This is a genomic window from Methylobacterium sp. 001424705 (assembly GCF_059816145.1).
In genome coordinates this window covers 73344-91447 of sequence record NZ_JCBANU010000018.1, presented here as the reverse complement: position 1 = coordinate 91447, position 18104 = coordinate 73344, and the positions used below count along the sequence as shown (strand labels likewise).

Genomic DNA, 18104 nt, shown 5'->3' with positions numbered 1-18104 from the left:
CGGTATGCCGGAACGAACTACGGGCCGACCAATGATCTTCGCGGCGACGTCGCCATTTGCCCCCTCCTTTCGTTGATCGATCGATGACCGCTTCCTCCTCCGAAAAGCCCGTCGGCCCCGGCGATCAGCTCATCCTGGTCGACGGCTCTTCGTTCATTTTTCGCGCTTATTTTCAATCGATCAACCAGGACCAGAAGTACAACACCCGGCCGTCGGACGGCCTGCCCACCGGGGCGGTGCGGCTGTTCTGCACCAAGATCGCCCAGTTCGTGCAGGAGGGTGCGGCCGGGGTGATGCCGACGCATCTGGCCATCGTGTTCGACAAGTCGGAGGGCTCGTTCCGCAAGGAGCTGTTTCCCGACTACAAGGGCCACCGGCCGGACGCGCCGGACGACCTCAAGCGGCAGATGCCGCTGATGCGCGACGCCGTGCGGGCCTTCGGCCTGCAGCCGATCGAGCTCATCCGCTACGAGGCCGACGACCTCATCGCCACCTATTCGCGCCAGGCCGAGGCGCGGGGCGCCGGCGTCATCATCGTGTCCTCCGACAAGGACCTGATGCAGCTCGTCGGCCCCCTGGTGCGGTTCTACGACTTCGAGTCCGGCGCCAAGGGCAAGCCCGGCTACCGGCCCGAGCGCAACCTCGACCGCGAGGCGATCATCGCCAAGTGGGAGGGCCTCACCCCCGAGCAGATCGGCGACGCCCTGGCGCTGATCGGCGACACCTCGGACAACGTGCCGGGCGTGCCCGGCATCGGCCTGAAGACGGCGGCCGCGCTCATCAAGGAATACGGCAGCCTCGACGCGCTGCTCGATCGCGCCGCCGAGATCAAGCAGCCCAAGCGCCGCGAAACCCTGCTCGCCAGCATCGATCAGGCTCGGCTCTCGCGAAAGCTGGTGGCGCTGGAGGAGAATGTGCCCCTCCTGGTGCCGCTGGACGACCTGCGCCTGCCCAAGCCCGATCCGCAGAAACTCGTCGGCTTCCTCAAGGCGATGGAGTTCAACACCCTGACCCGGCGCATCGCCCAGATGCTCCACGTGGACCCGGAGGCGGTGCAGCCCGACCCGGCGCTGCTGCCGAACCGCGAGCCCGCGCCCGACGCCCCGTTCTTCCCCGATGCCCACGGTGATCCCGTGCCGGTCGATCCCGAGACCGCGTCCGGCGCGCCGAGCGGCGAGGTCGATCCCTTCGCCGATCTCGGCCTGCCCGACGTCGCGCCCAAGCCCCGCGGCCCCTCCGAGCCGACCCCCGCCGGCCTCGTGGCGGCGCGGGCGGCGGAGGCGGTGAAGCCCTTCGACACGGCCGCCTACGAGACGATTCAGTCCGTCGAGCAACTCGACGCCTGGATCGCCGAGGCCGAGGAGGCCGGCGTCATCGCCGTCGACACCGAGACGGATTCGCTGGACGCCAACCACGCCAACCTCGTGGGCGTCTCCCTCTGCGTCGCGCCGGGACGGGCGGCCTACATCCCGCTCCGGCACCAGGAGCCCGTCAAGGGCGCGGACGGAGACCTGTTCGGCGACGCCAAGGCGGCCTCGGAGGCGTTCCAGCCGGCGGCGGGCCAGATCGACGCGAAGGTGGTGATCGAGCGCCTGAAGCCGCTCCTTGAAAATCCCGGCGTGCTGAAGGTCGGCCAGAACCTGAAATACGATCTCGCCGTCCTGTCCCGCTACGACATCCGCGTGACGCCCTTCGACGACACCATGCTGATCTCCTACGTGCTCGATGCCGGCAAGGGCGGACACGGCATGGACGAGCTCGCCCGCCGCCACCTCGGACACCAGCCCATCACCTTCTCGGACGTGGCCGGCACCGGCCGGGCCAAGATCACCTTCGACCGGGTGGCGCTGGACAAGGCCACCGCCTACGCGGCCGAGGATGCCGACGTCACCCTGCGCCTCTGGCGGATGATGAAGCCGCGGCTCGTGGCCGAGAAGCGCGTCGCCGTCTACGAGACCCTGGAGCGCCCGCTGGTGCCGGTGATCGCTCGGATGGAGGGGCAGGGCATCCGCGTCGACCGCAACATGCTGAGCCGCCTGTCTGGCGACTTCTCCCAGATCCTGGTGCGCCTGGAGGAGGAGATCCAGGAGGATGCGGGCGAGAGATTCCAGGTCTCCTCGCCCAAGCAGATCGGCGACATCCTGTTCGGCAAGATGGGCTTGCCCGGCGCCAAGAAGACGCCCTCGGGCCAGTGGGCGACGCCCGCGACCCTGCTGGAGGAGCTGGCCCAGGCCGGGCACCCCCTGCCGAAGAAGATCCTCGAATGGCGCCAGCTCGCCAAGCTGAAATCCACCTACACGGATTCGCTGCAGCAGCATGCGGACCGCGAGACCGACCGGGTCCACACCTCGTTCTCGTTGGCCGCCACCACCACCGGCCGGCTCTCCTCCTCCGAGCCGAACCTGCAGAACATCCCGATCCGCACGGAAGAAGGGCGCCGCATCCGCCGCGCCTTCGTGGCGGCGGAGGGCAACCGCCTGATCTCAGCCGATTACAGCCAGATCGAACTGCGCCTCCTCGCCCACATCGCCGACATTCCGCAGCTGCGCCAGGCTTTCGCGGACGGCATCGACATCCACGCGGCCACCGCCAGCGCGATGTTCGGTGTGCCGCTCGCCGAGATGACGCCGGACCTGCGCCGGCGCGCCAAGACCATCAATTTCGGCATCATCTACGGCATCTCGGCCTTCGGCCTCGCCGACCGCCTCGGCATCGGCCGCGAGGAGGCCGGGGCCTTCATCAAGCAGTATTTCGAACGCTTCCCCGGCATCCGCGCCTATATCGACGACACCAAGCGCCGCTGCCGGGATCTCGGCTACGTCACCACCCTGTTCGGCCGGGTCTGCCACTACCCGCAGATCCGCTCGAACAATCCCAACGAGCGCGCCTCCGTCGAGCGTCAGGCCATCAACGCCCCGATCCAGGGCTCGGCCGCCGACATTATCCGCCGGGCGATGATCCGCATGGAGGAAGCGCTCCGGGCCGAGCGTCTCAACGTGCGCATGCTCCTGCAGGTGCACGACGAGCTCGTGTTCGAGGCGCCCGAGGACGAGGTCGAGAAGGCCCTGCCGGTGATCACCCGTATCATGGTCGACGCCCCCGCCCCCGCCCTGACCCTGCGGGTGCCCCTGGTGGTCGAGGCCCGGGCCGCCCTGAACTGGGAGGAAGCGCACTGAGAGGTGCCTCGCTCCGCCTCGGGTCCGGCCGAGGCCGGCGGCGAGATCGGCGACACGGACCAGGAGCCGGTTTGGCGGCGATCCGTACGACGGGCTAGGCCCCCCGGTTGATCCGCAGCTGCCGCGCGACGGTCGGTCCGTCGAACCGGTAGTGGACCATGGCGTCCGAGTCGCCGGTCTTGATCGCGGAGGGCGGCGCGCTGCGGTGCCCCGCGCCGGCGGACGCGACATCCGACGGGCGCACCGGCATGCCCCCCTCGGGGAACGGGGCCGCTTTGGAGTCGGGCGGGCGGAATGACACCCCTTCGAACGCAATGCTCCAATGCGACGCAGGGTGGAACGCCCGCTTGGGCCGCGTGTTGCCGCACCGCAAACGATCAACAAGAACGGCGCCGTTCGGGCGCCCCGGAAAGAGACCCTGCCATGACCAAGTCCCTCCTCGCCGCCCTCGGCCTGTCGGTCGCCGCCCTCGCCACTCCGGCGCTCGCCCAGGAGCCCCTGTCGTTCCGCGTCGCGCCGCAATTCGGCGACAACCAGCCGACCGTGACCGACACCTCCGACTTCCGCGCCGCGGCGCTGCGCTCGGATGCCGTCAGCATCGAGTCGAGCCGCATCGCCCTGGAGCGCTCGCGCAACCCGCGCGTCCGTCAGTACGCCCACAACGTTCTGGTCGAGCGTAAGGCCACCACCCAGGCGCTGCTGCCCGAGGGCACCTCGCTGACCGCCGGCGGCACCGTCGTGTCCGACACCCAGCCCTTCGAGACCCGCCTCGACAACCCGATCGGCGTCGTCCTCGCCCCGGTGACGATCTCGGCCACCATCGCCCAACGCGTCGTGGGCGGCGTCCTCGGCGGCGTCGGCCTCGTCGACAACAGCCCCTCGGAGCCGGGCCGCCGCGTCGCCATCGGCGCCGAGGGCCAGGGCCGCATCGACCGTCTGAAGTCCGCCCGCGCGGGCCGCGACTTCGACCGCACCTACGTCGACCAGCAGGCCAACTCGGACGCCCGCACCCTTGGCCTCTACGCCTCCTACGCCCGCAACGGCGACAACGCGCAGGGTCGTGAGTTCGCCAACCAAGCGCTGCCGTACATCGCTGGCGAGCACGCCCACTCGGCCAACCTCGCCGACCGGATCAACTGACCGGCACGCCCACGTTGGAATGAGAGAGGGCCGCCCCGTGGGGCGGCCCTTTTTCGTGGTCCGCAACCGTCGCCCGCATCAGGCGGCGGGGAGAAGGGCCTCCACGGCGGCGCCGAGATCGTCGAAATGGGCGATGACCCGGTCCGGGCCGAACTCCGTCACGGGCAGGTCGGTGTAGCCGAAGGGCACCGCCACCACCGGGATCCCGGCAGCCTTGGCGGCATCGATGTCGGCGCGGGAATCCCCCACCATCACGGCCCGGGCCGGATCGCCGCCGGCACGCTCGACGGTCAGGGTGATGTGGCGCGGATCCGGCTTGAAGTACGGGAAGGTCTCGCGGCCGCAGATGGTCGCGAAGCGGTCGGCCACCCCGAGGAGTTCGAGGAGGCGCACGGCCTGGCCCTCGTACTTGTTGGTGCAGACGGCGAGAAGGAAGCCGCGCGCCCGCAGGGCGTCCAGGGCCTCGACCACGCCGGGGAACAGGTGCGACTGCTCGCAGAGATGGTCGCCGTAATGGGCGATGAAGTCCGAGAACAGCGCCTCCAGCCGCTCGGTCGACAGCGGCTCGCCGGCCGTGGTGAAGCCACGCTGGATCAGGGCCTTGGCGCCTGCCCCGATCATGTCTCGGGCCTGTTCGAGGGGCAGGGCCTGGAGCCCCTCGCGGCGCAGGATCACGTTCAGGGTGCCGATCAGGTCGCCGGCGGTCTCGGCCAGGGTTCCGTCGAGGTCGAAGACGGCGATGGGCGGCAGGGCGGTCATGAACACTCGCAGGGGGTCAGGGGGCGGACGGGAGGGCACGGAGCCGCCGCTCTAGCTTATCCGGGCCGCACGGGCGAGGCCGGCCGGCGCGCGGCAGCTCGGCCTTTGCCGGTGGACAGGTGAGCGGGGTGCCGGGGCCTGATCCTGCCCGCACTTGCCTCGGCGTCTCGGCGTCCTGTACGGTTCGCACATCGACGGCCGGGGGGCCGCTGTCCTTCCTGCGATGACGGTCTTGATCTCGGCGCCGCAGGCCCGGTGCAGGGGCGTCACGTGAGCCGAACGGACGGAAGCGGGCGATTTCGGAGGGGGCTATGACGGAAACGGTCCCGGGTTGGTCGGACGAGCGGGTCGATCTCCTGCGCCGGCTGTGGGAGGATGGCCTGAGCGCCAGCCAGATCGCGACGCAGCTCGGCGGCGTGACCCGCAACGCAGTGATCGGCAAGGTCCACCGGCTCGGCCTGTCGGGCCGCGTCAAGGCGGCCGAGACGCCCGGCGTATCGCCCCGCAAGGTCGCGCGCGAGCCGGAGCTGGAGGTCGTGGCGCCCGCGATCGTGGCCCCGGACCTCGACGAAGCTCCCGTTGCCTTCGCGGCTCCCGCGGCCGCACCGGCCGTGGTGCCGCCCGTGGCCCTGACGATCTCCCGTCGCGTGACGATCATGGACCTGCGGGAATCGATGTGCCGGTGGCCCATCGGCGATCCGACCTCGCCCGACTTCCACTACTGCGGCGACCGCTCGATCACCGGCCTGCCCTACTGCACCGCCCATGCACAGATCGCCTACCAGCCGGCCGCCGAGCGCAAGCGAGACCGGCGCGTCGGCGGCTTTCGCTGATCCGTCGCGCGCGAGCGCGGCACGGTTTCGGGACTTCGCGCGTTGATCTTCGTCGTCGGTCCCCGACCGCCGAGAGAAGGTGAGGAGCCGTGACGGAGCCGACGACTGCCATCGATGCCGACGAGGCCGCCTTCCTCGACCTGCATGCGCAGCGCGAGGATCTGGAACGCCAATTGTCGTTGGTGCAGTTGCGCCGGCAGTTCGGCCCGGGCCAAGTGGCCGTGGACCAGGCCGCCGACGACGAGAAGGTGTTGCTCCTCAGCCTCGACCGCGTCCTCACCCAGATCCGCGCCGCCGAGTACAAGCGGCAGCCCAATGCGCGGCGCTGGTAGTGGACCCCTAGTCGAGCCGCCGCAGGTCCCGCTCCTTGTGCCGCAGGCGCAGGAGGAGATCGATCTGGCTGTCCGGGATCGGCAGGGTGTCGCAGGTTTCTTCGTAGATCGATCGCAGCGCGGTTCCGAGACGGTACCGCGTGTCGTCGGGCAGGTTGGGCTGACACGCATGCGTCGTGTCCTCCCGCATCTCGCCGTCGCAAACTCTCTGGTCCAACGTCTCAGTCCCTCGTTCGAGCGATCCAACGCCGGCGCCGAAATGGAGCACACTCGCCGTTCAACGAGTGTCGCCCAACATGGTTAAGGAACCGTTAAAGGCCGCGCCGCGCCGCTACGGTGAGACGTCGGCCGCCTGAAGCAGGCGCGCAGCCGCGGCCCGGGCCTCGTCGGTCACCGTCGCGCCGGCCAGCATCCGGGCGATCTCCTCGCGACGCGCGGGGGCTTCGAGGGAGGCGACCCGGGTGGCGACCCGGTCGCTGCCCTTCACGGGGTCCTTGGCGATCAGGAAGTGCGTCTCCGCCCGCGCCGCCACCTGCGGCGCGTGAGTCACAGCCACCACCTGGACCCGAGTGGAGAGGCGCCCAAGCCGGGCGCCGATCGCATCCGCCACCGCCCCGCCGACGCCGGTGTCGATCTCGTCGAAGATCAAGGTCGGCGCGGACCCCTTGTCGGCGAGCACCACCTTCAGGGCGAGCATGAAGCGCGAGAGTTCGCCGCCCGAGGCGACCTTCATCATCGGCCCCGGGCGCGTGCCGGGATTGGTCTGGGCCCAGAACTCCACGCGGTCGTAGCCGGACGGATCGCGGGAGTCCGGATCGGTGGCGATCTCGGTGATGAAGCGGGCGCGCTCCAGCTTGAGCGGAGGCAGCTCGGCCTTCACCGCCGCGTCGAGGGCCTTGGCCGCGCGCTTGCGGCCCTCCGTGAGCTTGGCCGCGGCCTTCGCGTAGGCGGCCTCGGCCGCGGCGAGCGTCGCCTCCAGGCCGCCGAGGGCTTCCTCGCCGGCGTCGATCGCCGCGACGTCCGCGGCGTAGCGCGCGCGCAGGGCCGCGAGGTCGTCCACCGGCACCTGGTATTTCCGCGAGGCGGCCCGAAGCGCGAACAGCCGCTCCTCCACCCGCTCCAGCTCGCGCGGATCGAACTCCGCCTCGCGCAGGGCCACGTCGAGGATGGTGTGGGCCTCGTCGAGGGCGGTCAGGGCGGTGTCGAGGGCGGCGACGCAGGGCTCGACCAGGGCCGGCAGCTGCGCCGCCCGGCGCTCCAGCTTGCGCAGGGCGGAGGAGAGATGGGAAACGATGGGACCGCCCGAAGCCTCGATCGCCTCGTTCAGCTCGCGCGCGACCTTCTCGCTCTGCTGCATCACCGTGCGGCGCTCGGCCAGGGTGGTCTCCTCGCCCGGCTCCGGCGCGAGGGTTTCGAGCTCCGCCACGGCATGACGCAGGAAATCGGATTCCTTGGCAGCGGCTTCGACCCGGGCCCGGTGCTCGGACAGGGCGGAGCGGGCGCCTTTCACGCGCTTGGCCGCCTCGGCGACCTGAACCAGTGGGCCCTGCAGGCTCCCGAAGGCGTCCAGGATGGCGCGGTGGGTCGTGGGATCGGCCAGGGCCCGGTCGTCGTGTTGCCCGTGGATCTCCACGAGGGCCGCGCCGATGGCCCGTAGGACCTGGACGCCAACGGCCTGGTCGTTGACGAAGGCGCGCGTGCGCCCGTCCGCCATCTGCACGCGACGCAGGATGAGATCGCCCTCGGTGTCGATTTCCGCCTCGGCGGCGAGCGCACGGGCCGGATGATCGAGGGGCACGTCGAACACGGCCGTGACGGCGCCCTGCCCCTCCCCGTGACGCACGAGCCGGCCGTCGCCGCGGCCGCCGAGGGCCAGCGCGAAGGCGTCGAGCAGGATCGACTTGCCTGCGCCCGTCTCGCCGGTGAGGACGCTGAGGCCCTCGCGGAAGTTCAGGACGAGCTTGTCGATGAGAACGATGTCGCGGATCGCGAGCTGGCTCAGCATGCCGCGTCTGAGGTCCCGTTGTGAAGCCTGGCGCTGTCCTTACGGCGAAGTGCCGCCGGCTTCACGCAAAAAGATGCCGCCCCCACCGGGAGCGGCCAAGCGGCGCTCGGATCGCCGAACGGGCGCCGGAGCGGCGCCGGGATTACTGGGCCTCGGCGGTGCGCCCGATGACGCCGCGATAGACCTTGCTGATCCACGAGGTCTTCTCCTCGCGCGGCTCGAGACCCCCGTTCTGCAGGAGCGCGTGGGCATCCTTGTACCAGGGGCTGTCGGGGAAGTTGTGGCCGAGCACGGCGGCGGAGGTCTGGGCCTCCTGAGTCAGGCCGAGGGCCATGTAGGCCTCGGTCAGGCGCTCCAGGGCCTCTTCGGCGTGACGGGTCGTCTGGTACTTGCTGACCACGTCGCGGAACCGGTTGATCGCGGCCGGGAAGTTGCGGCGCTCGAGGTAGAAGCGCCCGACCTCCATCTCCTTGCCGGCGAGCTGGTCTCGCGTGATCTGGATCTTGGCCTTGGCGTCGGCCGCGTATTCGGAGGTCGGGTACTTCTGGACGAGCTCCTGCAGGCCGGCGAGCGCCTTCTCGGAGCGGTCCTGGTCGCGGGTCACGTCGGGGATCTGCTTGTAGTGCGACATCGCCATCAGGTACTGGGCGTAGGCCGCGTCCTTGCTCGCCGGATGGCGCTGCAGGTAGCGCTTCGAGGCGTTGATCGCGTCGTCGTACTTCGCGCCCTCGTAATTCGCGTAGGCCGTCATCAGCAGCGCTTTGCGCGACCAGTCGGAATAGCTGTAGGCCTTGTCGAGTTCGCCGAACTTCTTCGAGGCGCCCTCGTAGTCCTTGTCTTCCATCCGCGCCAAGCCCTCGCTGTAGAGCTTGTCGGCGGGAACATCCGGAACCACTTCCGGCTTGTACTTCTCGGCGAAGGGATTGATCGAGTCGAGGGCGTCGCATCCGCCGAGGCCGAGGCCGAGGACGGACACCAGCACGGCCGCCATCGCACCGCGGTTGGGATGAGTAAGGCGCATTCCGGTGTTCCCCCAACAGACGGGTCCGTTCTCGGACTCGCGTCGTCAAGCCATCACAAAGGTCGGTCGCGTGGCTGACGGCCTCATGCCACGATCCGGGTGCGCTGCACACCGGACGGACGTCCCGTTTCACGCTCGATTCACCGTGGAGCGCGATTTGGGCGCGAAAGCGGCGGGCGGGCCACGCCCTGGACAGAAACGACGGCTGTGTGTCGGTGGCGCTACAGATCGCCCACGAAGGCGGCGATGCCGAGGCTGGCGCCGAACTCGGTCAGGCTGGTCTCGCGGCGGGCGCCGGGAGCCTCGACGATGGCGTAGTTGGCGCGATCGGAGAACAGGGCGGTGAGGACGCCGACATTCATACGGTGACCGCCGCAATAGGAGCGGTAGCCGCCCTGGAGCGGGAGACCCGCTAGGGCGAGATCGCCCACGGCGTCAAGGAACTTGTGCCGGACGAACTCGTCGGCGTAGCGCAGGCCCTCGGGGTTCACGACGGCGGTCTCGCCGACCGCGACGGTGTTCTCGAGGGAGGCGCCGAGGGCGAAGCCCGCCTTCCAGTAGCGCTCGACGTCCCGCATCATGCCGAAGGTGCGGGCGCCGGCGATCTCGCGACGGTAGGCGGAGGGGGTGAGGTCCATCGCCTTGCGGCTCCGGCCGATCACCGGGTTCTCGAAATCGATCTCGACGTCGAGGCGGAAGCCCCGGTCGATGGGGCGGAGCTCGGCGAAGGCCCGGCCGACCTCGATGCGGACGGAGCGGAGGACCTTGATCCACCGCTTGGCGGCGCCGCAGGTCGCGGTGCCCACGGCGTCGATGGTCTGGACGTAGGGGAGCGCGCTGCCGTCGAGGATGGGCATCTCGGGGCCGTCGATCTCGACGAGGACGTTGTCGATCCCGAGACCGTAGAGCGCCGACATCAGGTGCTCGATGGTGGCGACCGCGCCGCTCTCGACGTCACCGATGACGGTGCAGAGCTCGGTGGCGGAGACGCAGGCGTGATGGGCCTTGATGAGCCGGTCGTTGCCGGTGGGCATTCCGGTGCGAAGGAAGGCGATGCCGTGGTTGGCGGGCGCCGGATGCAGCGTGATCTCGACCGGGTTCCCGGAATGGACGCCGATGCCGCTCAGGGTCGCGGGGGCTTTGAGTGTCGTCTGTTGGTTCGTTCGCATTCCATAGCCCTCGGCCGTGATCGGGCGCGCCCATCCCGTCGGGATGGGCCCTGCGCCCCTTGCGATCCGTCCGCTGCTTGAAGCCCCTGCCGGCGTCTGATGGCCGAAACCACCGCGCCTTGTCGTTCCAAAATTCGTATAGCCGCGCCTCCAAGGCAGGCCAAATCACGGATTCTTACGCTGTGTTACAGCCGCGGTTTCCACCAGCGAATCCGAATCTCGTTTTGGAACAACGGTTTAACAATAGGCAAAGCCCGGAGCCGCGAGGCTCCGGGCCTGTGGCTGAAATATCTCAGCCTTGGCGTTGACGCGTCCGCCGGACCCCGGTTTCAGTTCGCCTGGCGGCGCAGGAAGGCCGGGATCTCGAGCTGGTCGTCGTCCATCATGCGGGCCTGGGGAGCGACGCGACCCTGAGGATCGAGGTTGCCCTGGGCCGGGCGGTAGGCCGGGGGAGCCTGCACGGGAGCGCGCTTGGCGTAGTCCGCGGGCGGAGCGGCCTGCGGGACCGGGGCGGCGGGCGCCCGCATCTGCGGAAGCGGCGCGGCCTCGACCTCCTCACGGCGTCCGCCGAAGCCCACCGTCGCGAGACGGCGCAGCAGCGTCATGCGCTTGGAATCGCCGGCCGGCTCGGCCGGCTGCTCCTCGCGGGCCCGGAGCTGGGCCTGGGCGGGAAGCGGCAGGTCCTGGATCTGCGGCATGCGCGGGGCGCGGGCCACGGCCACGGCCGGCCGGGGCGGCACGAACGGGCCGGCGGCATGCTGGGGCGCGGGCTCGGGAGCCGGCATCGGTGCGGGCTCGTAGGACATGGCGGCGCGCGGCTGGGTCTGCGTCAGCATCACCTCGTCGCGCATCACCGGGGCCTGGGGCAGCTCGACCCGCATCGGCTCGGGGGCGAGGGCCATCGGCTCGGGGGCGCGCAGGGCCTGCTGCACCGGAGCCTGGACCGGAGCGGCCTGGATCGGGGCGGCCTGCAGCGACGCCGGAGCGGCGGGCTGCGCGGCCGGGGCCGCTACGGCTCCGTCCTGTCCGACGGGGCGAAAGGTCGACGCGGGCTGTGCGGCCCGCGCCCTCGCTTCCGCACGCAGACGCTCGGCGACCTCGGCGATGCGCTGCTCGGTCTGGACGATGTCGGGGTTGTTCTGCGAGTTGGCGGCGATCAGCGCCGGCTCGATGCCGGTGGCGACCACGGACACCCGGATGATGCCGTCGAGGCTCTCGTCGAAGGTGGCGCCCAGGATGATGTTGGCGTCCGAATCGACCTCCTCGCGGATGCGGGTGGCGGCCTCGTCGAGCTCGTAGAGGGTGAGGTCGTTGCCGCCGGTGATCGAGATCAGCAGGCCGCGCGCGCCCTTCATCGAGACGTCGTCGAGGAGCGGGTTGGCGATGGCGGCCTCGGCGGCCCGGTTGGCGCGGTTCTCGCCCGAGGCCTCGCCGGTGCCCATCATGGCCTTGCCCATGCCGCGCATGATGGCCCGGACGTCGGCAAAGTCGAGGTTGATCAGGCCTTCCTTGACCATCAGGTCGGTGATGCAGGCGACGCCCGAGTACAGCACCTGGTCGGCCATCGCGAAGGCGTCGGCGAAGGTGGTCTTCTCGTTGGCGACCCGGAACAGGTTCTGGTTCGGGATGACGATCAGGGTGTCGACGGCGGCCTGGAGCTCCTGGATGCCGGCCTCGGCGGTGCGCATGCGGCGCACGCCCTCGAACTGGAACGGCTTCGTCACGACGCCGACGGTGAGGATGCCCATGTCACGGGCCGCACGGGCGATGACGGGGGCCGCGCCGGTGCCGGTGCCGCCGCCCATGCCGGCGGTGATGAAGCACATGTGGGCGCCGGAGAGCTGGTCACGGATCTCGTCGATGACCTCGTCGGCGGCGGCCGAGCCGACCTCGGGGTGCGAGCCGGCGCCGAGGCCCTGCGTCACGCCGAGGCCCATCTGGATCACGCGCTCGGCCTTCGAGGAGGTCAGCGCCTGGGCGTCGGTGTTGGCGACCACGAATTCGCAGCCCAGCAGGCCGGATTCGATCATGTTGTTGACGGCGTTGCCGCCTGCTCCGCCGACACCGAAGACGGTGATGCGGGGCTTGAGTTCCCGGATATCCGGCGCCTGCAGACTGATGGCCATGGTGTCGAGCCTCTCGTGCCTTTCACGTTTCGTTTGACGCCTCGGTTGAGGAAGGCGCCGATTCTCGTCTGGCCGTTCGCACCCACCCCGATGTGTGGGGTTTGGGGCGCGACGGCGGTCGTCTCAGAAACTCTCGCGGATCCAGCGTCCGACGCGCGAGAGGTAGCCGTCCGTTCCCGTGCCGGCGAAGGCTCCGTGGCCCCGCGGCTCGAAATGCTCCGCATGCGCCACCTGCGGGTAGACCAGGAGGCCCACCGCCGCGGAGAAGGCGGGTCCCTTGGCGGCCTCCGGCAGGCCGCGGATGCCGAGCGGCCGGCCGATGCGGACCTGGCCCTCCATCACCCGGCGGGCGACCTCCGGCAGACCGACGAGCTGGCTCGCGCCCCCCGTCAGCACCACTCGCCGCCCGGCCTGGGCCGAGAAGCCGGCGGCCCGGAGGCGGTCGCGCACCAGTTCCACCACCTCCTCGACGCGCGGGCGGATGATCCGCACGAGCTGCGAGCGCGGCACGTGGTTGGGGGCATCGCCCTCGTCCTCGCCCACCCCATGGACCGCGATCATGTCGCGCTCGTCGGAGGCGGTGGCGATGGCCGAGCCGTAGAGGGTCTTGAGGCGCTCGGCCGCGGCGACCCGGGTGGAGAGGCCGCGGGCGATATCCATGGTGACGTGGTGGCCGCCGACCGCCACGGCGTCCACGTGGACGAGGTGGCCGCCGGAGAAGACGCCGACGCTGGTGGTGCCGCCGCCCATGTCGACCACGGCGACGCCCATCTCGGCCTCGTCGTCGACCAGGGCCGAGAGCCCGGCGGCGTAGGGGGTGGCGATCACCGCCTCGACGCCGAGGTGGCAATGCTCGACGGCGAGCATGAGGTTGCGGGCGGCGGCCGCCTCGCCGGTGACCACGTGGAGATCGACCCCGAGGGCGTCGCCCATCATGCCCGACGGATCGATGACCGTGCCCTGGCCGTCGATGGCGTAGCCGGTGGGCAGAGCGTGGAGCACCGCCCGGCCGGGGCTGACGCCGTGCGCGGAGGCGGACTCCAGCACGCGCTCCACGTCGGAGCCCGTGACGGTGCCGGTGCGGGTGCCGACGCGCGCCTCGAAGTGCTGCGAGCCGATCCGGCCGCCGGACATGTTGACGATGACCGACTGCACCTCGACCTTCGCCATCCGCTCGGCGGCGTGGACCGCCTGGCGGATCGCGCCCTCGGCGGCCTCGAGGTCGACGATGACGCCGCCCTTAAGACCCTGCGAACGCTGGTGGCCGATGCCGATGACGCGGGCGAAGTGGGTGCGCCCGCGCAGGGTGGTGAGGGCCTCGGCCGGCTGAAGCTCGGCGATGAGGCAGACGACCTTGCTCGTTCCGATGTCGAGCACCGAGAGGGTGGTGCTGCGCCGGGCGGAGAGAGGCTTCAGGCGTGGGGTGAGGCCGTGCGGGTCGTGCATCGGGCTACCGAGCGGAGGAGGTGAAACGGGGACGGGACGCGGGATGCGCCGGACGGATCGTGCGGCTCATGTGCTGGTCCCCTTGGGCTTGGACTTCTTCTGGGATTCGGCGCGGGCCGCGGCCGCCTCCTCGGTGAGCCGCACCACCACCCGGTCGGGCATGCGCAGGTCCACCGCGATGATGTCCTTCTCAAGGATGCGGTTGTCGCGCTCGAGCTTGACCAATCGAGCCAGGGCCTCGGTGGCGCCCGTCTCGGGCAGGCGGATGTCGACGCCGTCGAGCTTGAGCGTCCAGCGCCGTCCGGACACGTAGGTGCCGGCCTTGACCCGCTCGGCCAGGGCGCCGGCCGCCTCGATCAGGGCGAGGTAGTCCTTGAGCTTGAGGTTGGCGTCGTCACCGACCACGAGGGGAAGCGCGGCGTAGCGGTCGTCGCGCATCTGGTCGATCACCGTGCCGTCGGCGGCGATCACGGCGATCTCGCCGTTGCGCTGCCAGAGGGCGGCGGGCTCGCGCTCGACCTGGGTGATGACGATCTCGTTCGGATAGACCTTGCGCACGGAGGCACTCGCGATCAGCGGCACCGCCAGCAGGCGCTCGCGGGCCTCCGCCACGTCGAGGAAGACCACCGAGGAGTGGCCGTCGATGCCGGCGGCCTGCAGCACCTCGCGTTCGTAGAGCCGGGCGATGCCCGAGATGGTGACGCGCTCGACGCCGAAGCCGGCGATCCGCGCCGCGATGTCGAGGGGGCGGCCGTGCTCGGCCACGAAGCGGTCATAGGCGCCGCTGCCGATGAAGCCGGCGAGGGCGAGGGCGGCGAAGGAGACCGAGAAGGCCGCCGTCCCGAGGTGGCGCGGGACGCGGCGCTCGATCGGGACCGCGAGGCGGGAGCGCCGACCGGGCGGCGTGAAGCGGCGCAGGCGCGCCGCCAGCGCGGACCGGACCGAACGCACGGTGCCGGCGGCCGGACCCGGCAGGCCCGACCCGGGGAGGCCGTGGCCGCCGAGCGGGCCTTCGGCCCCTAGCGGCCCAACGTTGCGTCCTCCACCATCCATTGAACGAGCTCACCGAAACTATAGCCCGCATGGGCTGCCATCTCCGGGACCAAGCTCGTCTTCGTCATGCCGGGTTGCGTGTTGACCTCCAGCACGACGAGGGCACCGGTTCCCCCCGGTGTGTCGTCGTAGCGAAGGTCCGCACGGCTGATGCCCCGGCACCCGAGTGCTTGATGCGCCGTTAACGACAACTCTTGGACACGCTGGTAAAGATTTGGTTTAATTTCTGCCGGGAGGACGTGGATCGACCCCCCCTCGGCGTACTTCGCGTCGAAGTCGTACCACTCCCCCGAAGCGGGCTTGATCTCGATCACCCCGAGGGCCCGGTCGCCCATCACGGCGCAGGTCAGCTCGCGCCCGGCGACGTAGGTTTCCGCAAGGATTTCATCGCCATAGCCCCAATCCGCCCGGCCCACTTCCTGGGGCGGATGGGAGCGTCCGTCGCGCACGATGATGACCCCCATGGAGGAGCCCTCGGCCACCGGCTTGAGCACGTAGGGCGGCGTCAGCACGTGTGACTTTGAGGCCTCATGACGGTTAACGACGCGGCCCTCCGGGACGCTGACGCCGGCCGCCCGCATGACCACTTTGGCACGCTCCTTGTGCATCGCCAGAGCCGAGGCCAGCACGCCGGAATGGGTGTAGGGGATGCGCAGCAGCTCCAGCAGGCCCTGGATCGTGCCGTCCTCGCCCGCGGGCCCGTGCAGCGCATTGAACGCCACGTCGGGCCGCAGGTCGGTGAGCACCGTCGCGATGTCCGGCTGGACGTCGACCCGCGTGACGCGGAAGCCCTGCCCCTCCAGGGCATCGGCGCAGGCATGGCCCGAATTCAGCGAGACCGGCCGCTCGGAGGACCACCCGCCCATGAGGACGGCGACGTGCTTGGACATGGGGACTCCTGGGAATTGCGCGGACATGAATTGCGTCGTCACGCCGGCCTTCGCGGGCCGATCCGGTCGTTGATCGCATCGAAAACCGCGCCGGCCGCGACCGGCGGCAATGTCCCGATACGCTTGAGGATGCGAGCCGGTTCGATGCAGGCCAGCTTGATGGGTCTGATGACCGAAGGAGCATCGAGCCCGGCAGCAGCAAGATCGTCGATCGCTTGATCGCCCCCCATGGCGGGGTTGTTCGCGCTGGTGATCATGGCGATCCAGACGAATCCCGCCTCGGCAACGGCCTCCCCCGAGACCACGACGGCCGGGCGACGCTTCTCAGCCAAATGGTTTGAATAGGGAAACGGTACGACCACCACGGTCCCTGCGGGGAACGTGCGTCCGCCTGGGTCCCTAGAGATTGCCATAGGCTTCTTCGTCGGCGGCACCGGCCCATTCCGTGAATGTCACGAAGGGATCTTCACCCTCGGGCCGCGCCTTCTCGATACGAATGCCGTCCCGGGTGATCACGTAGCGAAGGCGATCGCCCGGGCCGATGCCGAGGCGTTCGCGGACTTCGGCCGGGAGCACGGTCTGGCTCTTCACGGAGACCTTCGAATAGGCCGTCAGAACGTCCCGTCCGGTCATCGAATCCTGCCTGTCGCCCAGCTTACGTCTTACCGTCTTACGCCGTCCGTGTCGATAATCCGATGCGCTTGATCTCCCAGTGGAGTTCGACGCCGGAGGTCTCACGCACGCGCCGGCGTACCTCCTCGCCGAGCCTCTCGATGTCGGCCGCCGTGGCGTTGTCGCGATTGATCAGGAAATTGCAGTGCATCTCCGAGACCTGTGCGCCGCCGACCGTCAGACCACGGCAGCCGGCCGCGTCAACGAGTTGCCAAGCCTTGCCCCCGGGCGGGTTCTTGAAGGTGGAGCCGCCGGTGCGCTCGCGGATCGGCTGGGCCGCCTCGCGCGCCGCCGTCACCCGCTCCATCTCGGCCTCGATGGCCGGCCGCTCGCCGGGGCTCCCGCGGAACACCGCATGCGTGAAGATCACGTCGTCGGGGGCGCCGCTGTGCCGGTAGGTGAAGCCCATCTCCGCATGGGTGAAGCGACGCGCCTCGCCCCGGCGGTCGATGCCGTGGGCCTCCACCAGCACGTCGGTGGTCTCGCCCCCGTGGGCACCGGCATTCATGCGCAGGGCGCCGCCGACCGAACCGGGAATGCCGCGGAAGAACGCCAGCCCGTCGAGCCCGGCCTCCGCCGCCGCCTTGGCGAGGCGCATGTCCGGCACGGCGGTGCCGACCCGCAGGGTCTCGCCGTCGATCGCCACCATGCCGAAAGCCCGGCCGCCGAGGCGCACCACGACGCCGGGCACGCCGCCGTCACGGACGATGAGGTTCGAGCCGAGGCCGATCACCGTCACGGGTATTTCCGGATCGAGGGCCGAGAGCAGAAGGCCGAGGTCCTCCGCGTCGGCCGGGGTGAACAGCACCTGCGCCGGGCCGCCGACCCGGAACCAGGTCAGGTCCGAGAGCGGCTGGTTGGCGATGAGCCGCCCGCGCAGGGCCGGCGCCCGGGCGCGGATGTCGGGCGTGATGTCCGGGAAGGCGGTCATTGGGCGGGTGCTTTTCAGTTAAAACGACTATCGGTTGCAGGACGACGAGCGGGAGCGTGCGCTAGGCCGGACGATCGGTTCCATACGCCCGGCGGCGCGCGCTCTGATCCGGATGCCGCCCAGGACAGAGGCGCTCATCCGCGGGAAGCTGCGCCTCGTCGCTGAGAGACCGGATGCGCTCGCCAACAACATCAAGGCTCTGAGGGGTACGCAGGGATATCACCTTCGGATCGGCGATTGGCGGGTGATCTTCACGATCGCGCCGGTCGGATCATGGTGCCCGACATCGGCCCGCGCGGCTCGATTTACGGCTAGGAAGATCGGCATGACCATCGTGCGCACCAAGACGCCCTCGGGCGAAGCCATCGTGATCCTGCCGGAGGCCGATTTCGAGCGGCTCGTCGCTCTGGCCGAAGATGCGACGGGCGCGCGTACGCTGCAGGCCTCCCAGGCGCGACTGGGGAGCGGGGCGGACGAGATCCCGAGTGAGTCTGACCTCGATGCCGTGCGCCGGGCTCCGCGCCCCCTCCCCTTCTGGCGAAAGCGCCCGG

Annotated in this window: 17 protein-coding genes; 4 read left to right on the top strand and 13 right to left on the bottom strand. The window is 70.2% G+C overall.

Annotated elements, in window-relative coordinates:
• Positions 1–83 precede the first annotated feature (83 nt).
• Together polA and AC6EUL_RS14735 are read left to right on the top strand one after the other, a co-directional pair.
• Complete coding sequence (gene polA / locus AC6EUL_RS14740; protein WP_499870925.1) at positions 84–3176, top strand: DNA polymerase I; 3093 nt, start codon at positions 84–86, stop codon at positions 3174–3176.
• A 423-nt stretch (positions 3177–3599) separates the two neighbouring features.
• Positions 3600–4316 (top strand): DUF4142 domain-containing protein, encoded by a 717-nt coding sequence (locus AC6EUL_RS14735; RefSeq protein WP_056214300.1) that lies wholly within the window; start codon positions 3600–3602, stop codon positions 4314–4316.
• 78 nt (positions 4317–4394) lie between these two features.
• On the opposite strand, the gene gph is transcribed toward AC6EUL_RS14735, so the two are convergent.
• The gene (gene gph, locus AC6EUL_RS14730) at positions 4395–5075 is read right to left on the bottom strand and encodes a phosphoglycolate phosphatase (protein WP_499870921.1); all 681 of its coding nucleotides are present in this window, start codon (positions 5073–5075) and stop codon (positions 4395–4397) included.
• Positions 5076–5386: 311 nt separating this feature from the next.
• Here gph and AC6EUL_RS14725 point away from each other — a divergent pair, with 311 nt between their 5' ends.
• Both AC6EUL_RS14725 and AC6EUL_RS14720 read left to right on the top strand, forming a co-directional pair.
• Positions 5387–5908 carry a GcrA family cell cycle regulator gene (locus AC6EUL_RS14725; RefSeq protein WP_499870919.1) on the top strand — a complete coding sequence of 174 codons (522 nt, stop codon included), beginning with the start codon at positions 5387–5389 and terminating at the stop codon, positions 5906–5908.
• An 89-nt stretch (positions 5909–5997) separates the two neighbouring features.
• The gene (locus tag AC6EUL_RS14720) at positions 5998–6240 is read left to right on the top strand and encodes a hypothetical protein (RefSeq protein ID WP_056277091.1); all 243 of its coding nucleotides are present in this window, start codon (positions 5998–6000) and stop codon (positions 6238–6240) included.
• Positions 6241–6247: 7 nt separating this feature from the next.
• Here the strand turns inward: AC6EUL_RS14720 and AC6EUL_RS14715 are convergent, their stop codons facing one another.
• From AC6EUL_RS14715 to AC6EUL_RS14660, 12 genes are all read right to left on the bottom strand, one after another.
• Positions 6248–6457 carry a hypothetical protein gene (locus AC6EUL_RS14715; RefSeq protein ID WP_156389702.1) on the bottom strand — a complete coding sequence of 70 codons (210 nt, stop codon included), beginning with the start codon at positions 6455–6457 and terminating at the stop codon, positions 6248–6250.
• Between the two features lie 114 nt (positions 6458–6571).
• The gene (gene recN / locus AC6EUL_RS14710; RefSeq protein WP_499870917.1) at positions 6572–8245 is read right to left on the bottom strand and encodes a DNA repair protein RecN; all 1674 of its coding nucleotides are present in this window, start codon (positions 8243–8245) and stop codon (positions 6572–6574) included.
• A gap of 142 nt (positions 8246–8387) precedes the next feature.
• Positions 8388–9266 (bottom strand): outer membrane protein assembly factor BamD, encoded by an 879-nt coding sequence (locus AC6EUL_RS14705; RefSeq protein ID WP_056215974.1) that lies wholly within the window; start codon positions 9264–9266, stop codon positions 8388–8390.
• A 221-nt stretch (positions 9267–9487) separates the two neighbouring features.
• Positions 9488–10435, bottom strand: a complete 948-nt coding sequence (lpxC, locus tag AC6EUL_RS14700) for a UDP-3-O-acyl-N-acetylglucosamine deacetylase (protein WP_499870914.1) — start codon at positions 10433–10435, stop codon at positions 9488–9490.
• A 329-nt stretch (positions 10436–10764) separates the two neighbouring features.
• Positions 10765–12561 carry a cell division protein FtsZ gene (gene ftsZ, locus AC6EUL_RS14695; protein ID WP_056215978.1) on the bottom strand — a complete coding sequence of 599 codons (1797 nt, stop codon included), beginning with the start codon at positions 12559–12561 and terminating at the stop codon, positions 10765–10767.
• Between the two features lie 123 nt (positions 12562–12684).
• Entirely contained in the window at positions 12685–14007 is a 1323-nt protein-coding gene (ftsA, locus tag AC6EUL_RS14690; RefSeq protein WP_499870912.1) for a cell division protein FtsA, read from the bottom strand.
• A gap of 66 nt (positions 14008–14073) precedes the next feature.
• Entirely contained in the window at positions 14074–15060 is a 987-nt protein-coding gene (locus AC6EUL_RS14685) for a cell division protein FtsQ/DivIB (RefSeq protein WP_056215983.1), read from the bottom strand.
• Entirely contained in the window at positions 15027–15950 is a 924-nt protein-coding gene (locus AC6EUL_RS14680) for a D-alanine--D-alanine ligase (protein WP_499870909.1), read from the bottom strand. The genes AC6EUL_RS14685 and AC6EUL_RS14680 overlap by 34 nt, the downstream gene beginning before the upstream one ends.
• Positions 15951–15988: 38 nt before the next feature.
• Positions 15989–16312, bottom strand: coding sequence for a type II toxin-antitoxin system PemK/MazF family toxin (locus tag AC6EUL_RS14675; protein WP_499870907.1), 324 nt, complete (start codon positions 16310–16312; stop codon positions 15989–15991).
• Positions 16313–16349: 37 nt separating this feature from the next.
• On the bottom strand, positions 16350–16583 hold the full coding sequence (locus AC6EUL_RS14670) for an AbrB/MazE/SpoVT family DNA-binding domain-containing protein (RefSeq protein ID WP_056215989.1): 234 nt from the start codon (positions 16581–16583) through the stop codon (positions 16350–16352).
• A 37-nt stretch (positions 16584–16620) separates the two neighbouring features.
• The gene (gene murB, locus AC6EUL_RS14665; protein WP_499870904.1) at positions 16621–17553 is read right to left on the bottom strand and encodes a UDP-N-acetylmuramate dehydrogenase; all 933 of its coding nucleotides are present in this window, start codon (positions 17551–17553) and stop codon (positions 16621–16623) included.
• A gap of 219 nt (positions 17554–17772) precedes the next feature.
• Positions 17773–17919, bottom strand: coding sequence for a hypothetical protein (locus AC6EUL_RS14660; RefSeq protein ID WP_499870903.1), 147 nt, complete (start codon positions 17917–17919; stop codon positions 17773–17775).
• Positions 17920–18104: the final 185 nt, after the last annotated feature.

Coding starts and splice junctions, on each gene's coding strand:
- polA (WP_499870925.1), top strand. CDS start 84: ATGACCGCTTCCTCCTCCGAAAAGCCCGTCGGCCCCGGCGATCAGCTC.
- AC6EUL_RS14735 (WP_056214300.1), top strand. CDS start 3,600: ATGACCAAGTCCCTCCTCGCCGCCCTCGGCCTGTCGGTCGCCGCCCTC.
- gph (WP_499870921.1), bottom strand. CDS start 5,075: ATGACCGCCCTGCCGCCCATCGCCGTCTTCGACCTCGACGGAACCCTG.
- AC6EUL_RS14725 (WP_499870919.1), top strand. CDS start 5,387: ATGACGGAAACGGTCCCGGGTTGGTCGGACGAGCGGGTCGATCTCCTG.
- recN (WP_499870917.1), bottom strand. CDS start 8,245: ATGCTGAGCCAGCTCGCGATCCGCGACATCGTTCTCATCGACAAGCTC.
- AC6EUL_RS14705 (WP_056215974.1), bottom strand. CDS start 9,266: ATGCGCCTTACTCATCCCAACCGCGGTGCGATGGCGGCCGTGCTGGTG.
- lpxC (WP_499870914.1), bottom strand. CDS start 10,435: ATGCGAACGAACCAACAGACGACACTCAAAGCCCCCGCGACCCTGAGC.
- ftsZ (WP_056215978.1), bottom strand. CDS start 12,561: ATGGCCATCAGTCTGCAGGCGCCGGATATCCGGGAACTCAAGCCCCGC.
- ftsA (WP_499870912.1), bottom strand. CDS start 14,007: ATGCACGACCCGCACGGCCTCACCCCACGCCTGAAGCCTCTCTCCGCC.
- AC6EUL_RS14685 (WP_056215983.1), bottom strand. CDS start 15,060: ATGGATGGTGGAGGACGCAACGTTGGGCCGCTAGGGGCCGAAGGCCCG.
- AC6EUL_RS14680 (WP_499870909.1), bottom strand. CDS start 15,950: ATGTCCAAGCACGTCGCCGTCCTCATGGGCGGGTGGTCCTCCGAGCGG.
- AC6EUL_RS14670 (WP_056215989.1), bottom strand. CDS start 16,583: ATGACCGGACGGGACGTTCTGACGGCCTATTCGAAGGTCTCCGTGAAG.
- murB (WP_499870904.1), bottom strand. CDS start 17,553: ATGACCGCCTTCCCGGACATCACGCCCGACATCCGCGCCCGGGCGCCG.
- AC6EUL_RS14660 (WP_499870903.1), bottom strand. CDS start 17,919: ATGGCTTCGCCCGAGGGCGTCTTGGTGCGCACGATGGTCATGCCGATC.